Raw genomic sequence first — 4945 nt, forward strand, 5'->3', positions numbered from 1 at the left:
TTTTATAACGGCTAGTTTTATAACTGTTTTTTAGTTTGACTTTGGCAAGATGAATGTTAGGCTTTAAAAGTAACGCGAGGTTCATCTTATGGGTATTTTTCTTCAGGCTTTGGTAAATGGAATTCTGATAGGTGGATTTTATTCACTGATGGGTATGGGGCAGAACGTTATTTTTGGTGTTATGAAAATCATCAACTTCTGTCATGGCGAAATGCTGATGGTCGGTATGTATCTGACTTTTGTTTTTTCGCAGCTTGGCATTGATCCTTATGCCGCGCTTCCGCTTGTTGCCCTTTGCACTTTTGGCATTGGCGCTTTGGTTCAGCACTTTCTTATTACGCCGTCGCTCGGCACGCATAGTTTTACTAACTTGCTGTTTTTGACGGTTGGTCTTGGACTTTTGTACCAGAATGTTGCTCTTGTAATCTTTTCTTCGCTTAACCGGACTATTGTTACTCCTTATTCGGGAATTACAATTCATCTTGGACCGGTTTCGATTCTTCTTCCTAAGCTTGTAAGCTTGTGCGCGCTGATTGTAATTACTGTTGGGCTTTTTGTTTTCCTTAAACATTCGACAATGGGAAAAATGATTCGCGCTGTTTCGCAGAACTCGGTTGGCGCGGAAGTTGTCGGTATTCCTGTTAAAAAAATCTACATTTTTACTTACGGTCTTGGCTGCGCGCTTGCCGGAATTGCCGGAGACTTGCTTACTCTGTTCTATGTAATAAATCCGACGGTTGGCGGCCAGTTTAGCTTTAAGGCGCTGATTGTTGTTGTTGTCGGCGGTTTTGGTTCGATTCAAGGCGCGTGCATTGCCGGTATCTGTCTTGGGCTTATGGAAACAATGAGCAGTCTTATTATTGGACCGACTTACCGCGATTTGACCGTGTTTGTTGCGTTCATAATTATTCTTGTTGTTCGCCAGATTATTATTTTAAGACGACGATAGTTTTTTGCTGGTTTAATTTTGATTTTTTGGGGGACAGATAATATGTTTGATTTAACGACTACTTATAAAAAAAGACGGGCGGCTTTGCTTGGTGTTTTTATGCTGGTTTTGGTTTTGCTGCCGATTGTCTTTGCTGGCAATCCGTATCTTGTAAATGTTTTTATAGTTATTTTCTATACTACGACAATGTCTTTGGCGTGGAATTTGCTCGGCGGTATGACTGGCCAAAATTCTCTTGGACACGCCGCGTATATGGGTCTTGGCGCTTATGTTGCCTGTCTGTTTATGACAAAAAGCGGTATGAATCCGTGGGTTGCGATTCCTATTGCAATGATTTTTGTCGGTCTAATTGCAGGTATTGTTTTTTATCCGTGCTTTTTGCTCCGCGGTCCGTATTTTACTTTGGTTTCGATTGCGTTTGGCGAGACAATCAGGCAGTTTATGCTTAACTGGGAGTTTGCCGGAAAAGCAATGGGCATTCCGCTTCCGTACGGAGAGTCTTCTTTTGCGCAGTTTAGGTTTCATTCAAAAACGCCTTATTATTACATTGCCTTGCTTATGGTGATCGGCGTTTATCTGATTATGAAAAAAATCAACAGAAGCAAGCTTGGTTTTGCACTAAAAACTATCCGCGAAGATGAGGATGTTGCAAATGCGATTGGTATAAACCCAATGAAATATAAAGTTATTGCGCTTGTAATTTCTGCTATGATTGCCGCAATGGTTGGCTGTTTTTATGCAAATTACAACCGTTATATTGACTGCGACCTTATGCTTCAGTCTTTCTCTACAGAATTTATTCTTCCTGCGGTAATCGGCGGCGCTGCTTTTGTTGAAGGTCCGCTTGTTGGCGGAATTATTCTTCTTACTTTGAGTGAATGGCTCAGAAATAAATTTGGCGGTATTTTGCCGGGAATCAACCTTATTCTTTATGCAATTACCTTGCTTTGTATTATTCGCTTTAGGCCGGTTGGAATTTTGGGCTGGTATTCGAAGAGCAGAGTAAAAGAATGGATTGATGTTAAGATTTTTGGAAAAAAAGCAGGGGAGGAAGCGTGATAAAAGTGCGTTTGTGCGTTTTATCACTTCTAAGGAGCAGCAAATGAGCGATACACCAATTATCAAAGTAGAACATATTTCAAAAAACTTCCGTGGTCTTCGTGCAGTAAATGATCTTTCCCTTGAAATCGAAGAAGGCAAAATTACTGGAATGATTGGTCCGAACGGCGCCGGAAAATCAACAACTTTTAATATGATTTGCGGATATTATCCGCCGTCAGAAGGACATATTTTTTACAAAGGGCGGGATATTACCGATTGCAAGCCTTTTAACTATACTGATATGGGAATTGCAAGAACTTTCCAGATTATGAAGCCTCTTTCGACGCTTTCTGTTTTGGACAACATTGTGCCGAGCGCTTTTTTTGGAAAAGACAAGGCAAAAAATTTGGCGGAAGCTAAAGATATTGCGGAAGAAGTCTTGGAATTTACAGGCCTTTATTCAAAGCGCAATGCAATTGCCGGAGAAATGGGAACTCCAGACCAAAAACGTCTGGAAATGGCGCGTGCCCTGGCAACAAGACCGGAAATGCTTTTTTTGGACGAGGTTATGGCCGGTTTGAACCCTGCCGAAACTGATCAGGCGATTGAGCTGATTCACAAAATTAACGAAAGCGGAATAACTGTGTTTTTGATTGAGCATATTATGAAAGCTGTCGTAAATCTTTGCGAAAAAGTTATTGTTTTGCACCATGGAGAAAAAATTGCCGAAGGTACGCCTTTGCAGGTAATGAATGATCCGTATGTAATTGAAGTTTATCTTGGAAAAAAGGGAAAATAGTTTATGCTTAAAGTTAATAATCTTTGTGCCGGATACGGCAAAGTTCAGGTTTTGTGGAACATTTCTCTTGAAGTAAAGGACGGACAGGTTGTTGCTGTGCTTGGTTCAAATGGCGCTGGAAAGACAACGACTGTCCGCACAATTACCGGAATGGTAAAGGCAAGCAGCGGTTCTGTTATTTTTAACGGAGAAGAGCTTGCTGACCGTTCTAGCCGTTTTATTTTGGATCAGGGAATTATTCAGGTTCCGGAAGGAAGGCAGCTTTTTACCGGAATGACGGTTTACGAAAATCTGGAAATGGGCGCATACAGCAAGGAAGCAAAGGCAAAATTTGCCGAAACTGAAGAATTTGTTTACGAAGCGTTTCCAAAACTGAAGGAACGCCGCAAGCAGATTACAGGAACTCTTTCTGGCGGTGAACAGCAGATGGTTGCAGTTGCGCGCGCGTTGGCCGGTCTTCCAAAGCTTTTGATTTTGGACGAGCCGTCGCTTGGTCTTGCTCCAAATATTGTTGATGATATTCTGGAAATTGCAGTTCATCTTGCCAGAGAAAAAAATATCGGTATTTTGCTTGTCGAGCAGGATATTACAAAAGCGCTTGCTGTTTCTGATTACGGCTATGTAATCGAAAACGGTCATGTTGTTTTGGAGCAGACGGCAGAAGAGCTCGAAAAAAATGAGCATGTAAAAAAAGCATATCTTGGCATTTAAGGTTAAAGACCTTTAACATAAGAATATTGTAAACGAGTTGAAGAAGGAGGACTCTTTTATGAAAAAAATTACAAAAGTTTTGACAGGAGCTGCTCTTATTGCAGCGGCTGTGTTTACAGTTGGTTGTGAAAAAAAATCTGCTGAAGCACAGACAATCAAAATTGGCGCAATGTACGCGCTTTCTGGAGATAAGGCGGCAATTGGAAACAATATTATGCGCGGTGTTGATTTTGCTGTTGATATGATTAACGCTCAGGGCGGTGTAAATGGACGCAAAATCGAAATTGTCCGTGGCGATACTCAGGGTGACCCAAAAGTTGGCCGTTCTGTTGCTGAACGCCTTGTAACTCAGGATAAAGTTAATGCAATTCTTGGTTGCCACCAGTCAACAATTACAGCAATTGCGGCTCAGGTTTGTGAACAGTATAAAATTCCAGAAATTACTGCAATTTCGACAGTAGACAACCTTTCTAGCCAGGGACTCGAATATTTCTTCCGTATGTGTCCTACAAACACAGACTATGTAGAAGACCAGTATCTTTACCTCAAAGATTTGGAAGATAAAAAAGGCGTTCCTATGAAGAACATTGCAATTTTTGCAGATAACTCAAACATTGGACAGGAACTTATCCGTTGTTCAAGAATTCTCGCTCCAAAATACGGATTTAACATTGTAGCAGAAGTTCAGTATTCGGGCGGAACAACAGATTTGACATCTGAAGTTTTGAAAATCCGCAACGCTAAGCCAGATGCAGTTCTTTGTGAATCTTACATTGCAGATGCAATTCTCTTTACAAAAACACTTACAGAACAGAACGCTCATCCGCCTGTAATTGTTGCAAAAGCAAACGGATTTGCTGATCCTTCATTTATTCCTGCGACACCTGGAATTTCAAACGGAATCGCTTCTGTAGTTGAATTTTCTGCTGACTTCCCGAAAGGAAAAGAAATCAATGATAAATTCAAGGCAAAATATGGCGTAGATATGAACGGACATTCTGCCGAATCATTTACTGCAATCTGGATTTTGAAAACAGCATTTGAACAGGCGGGTTCAACAGACGGAACAAAAGTTCGCGACGCTCTCGCAAGTATGCATATCGTTGGACAGTTCCCAAATGGTCCAAAAATCATTCTTCCATATAACGAAATCAAGTTTGGAGATGAAGTTATCGACGGTGTAAAACATCATCACAATAACATTCCTGCGACAGTTGCTATTGCTCAGATTCAGAACGGAGAATGGGCAACAGTATGGCCATTTGAAGAAGCCGCTGCCGATGTTCAGTATCCAGCTCCTTTAAAATAAAAACAAATTACAAATTAACAAAAAATGACCGATAAATAAGGTCAGAACGAGGCTGGCGGTTTTAAAAACTGCCAGCTTTTTTTATAAATAGTCCGGATTTCGAATTTAAAAAAGAACAGTTATCTATGAGTTGTTT

5 protein-coding genes are annotated in these 4945 nt (G+C 40.8%); all 5 read left to right on the forward strand.

The features are described from left to right. Nucleotides 1–88: 88 nt before the first annotated feature. From B2X33_RS00005 to B2X33_RS00025, 5 genes are read left to right on the forward strand one after another with little or no spacing between them, the layout of a single operon-like run. Complete coding sequence (locus B2X33_RS00005) at nt 89–949, forward strand: branched-chain amino acid ABC transporter permease (RefSeq protein WP_296024852.1); 861 nt, start codon at nt 89–91, stop codon at nt 947–949. 42 nt (nt 950–991) lie between these two features. After that, nucleotides 992–2008 carry a branched-chain amino acid ABC transporter permease gene (locus B2X33_RS00010; RefSeq protein ID WP_296024848.1) on the forward strand — a complete coding sequence of 339 codons (1017 nt, stop codon included), beginning with the start codon at nt 992–994 and terminating at the stop codon, nt 2006–2008. Between the two features lie 43 nt (nt 2009–2051). Continuing rightward, nucleotides 2052–2789, forward strand: a complete 738-nt coding sequence (locus B2X33_RS00015; RefSeq protein WP_296024845.1) for an ABC transporter ATP-binding protein — start codon at nt 2052–2054, stop codon at nt 2787–2789. 3 nt (nt 2790–2792) lie between these two features. Further along, on the forward strand, nt 2793–3500 hold the full coding sequence (locus B2X33_RS00020; protein WP_078931706.1) for an ABC transporter ATP-binding protein: 708 nt from the start codon (nt 2793–2795) through the stop codon (nt 3498–3500). Nucleotides 3501–3558: 58 nt separating this feature from the next. Further along, complete coding sequence (locus B2X33_RS00025) at nt 3559–4809, forward strand: ABC transporter substrate-binding protein (protein WP_296666503.1); 1251 nt, start codon at nt 3559–3561, stop codon at nt 4807–4809. Nucleotides 4810–4945 lie beyond the last annotated feature (136 nt).

This window comes from Treponema sp. UBA785, from assembly GCF_002297065.1.
GTDB lineage: Bacteria > Spirochaetota > Spirochaetia > Treponematales > Treponemataceae > Treponema_D.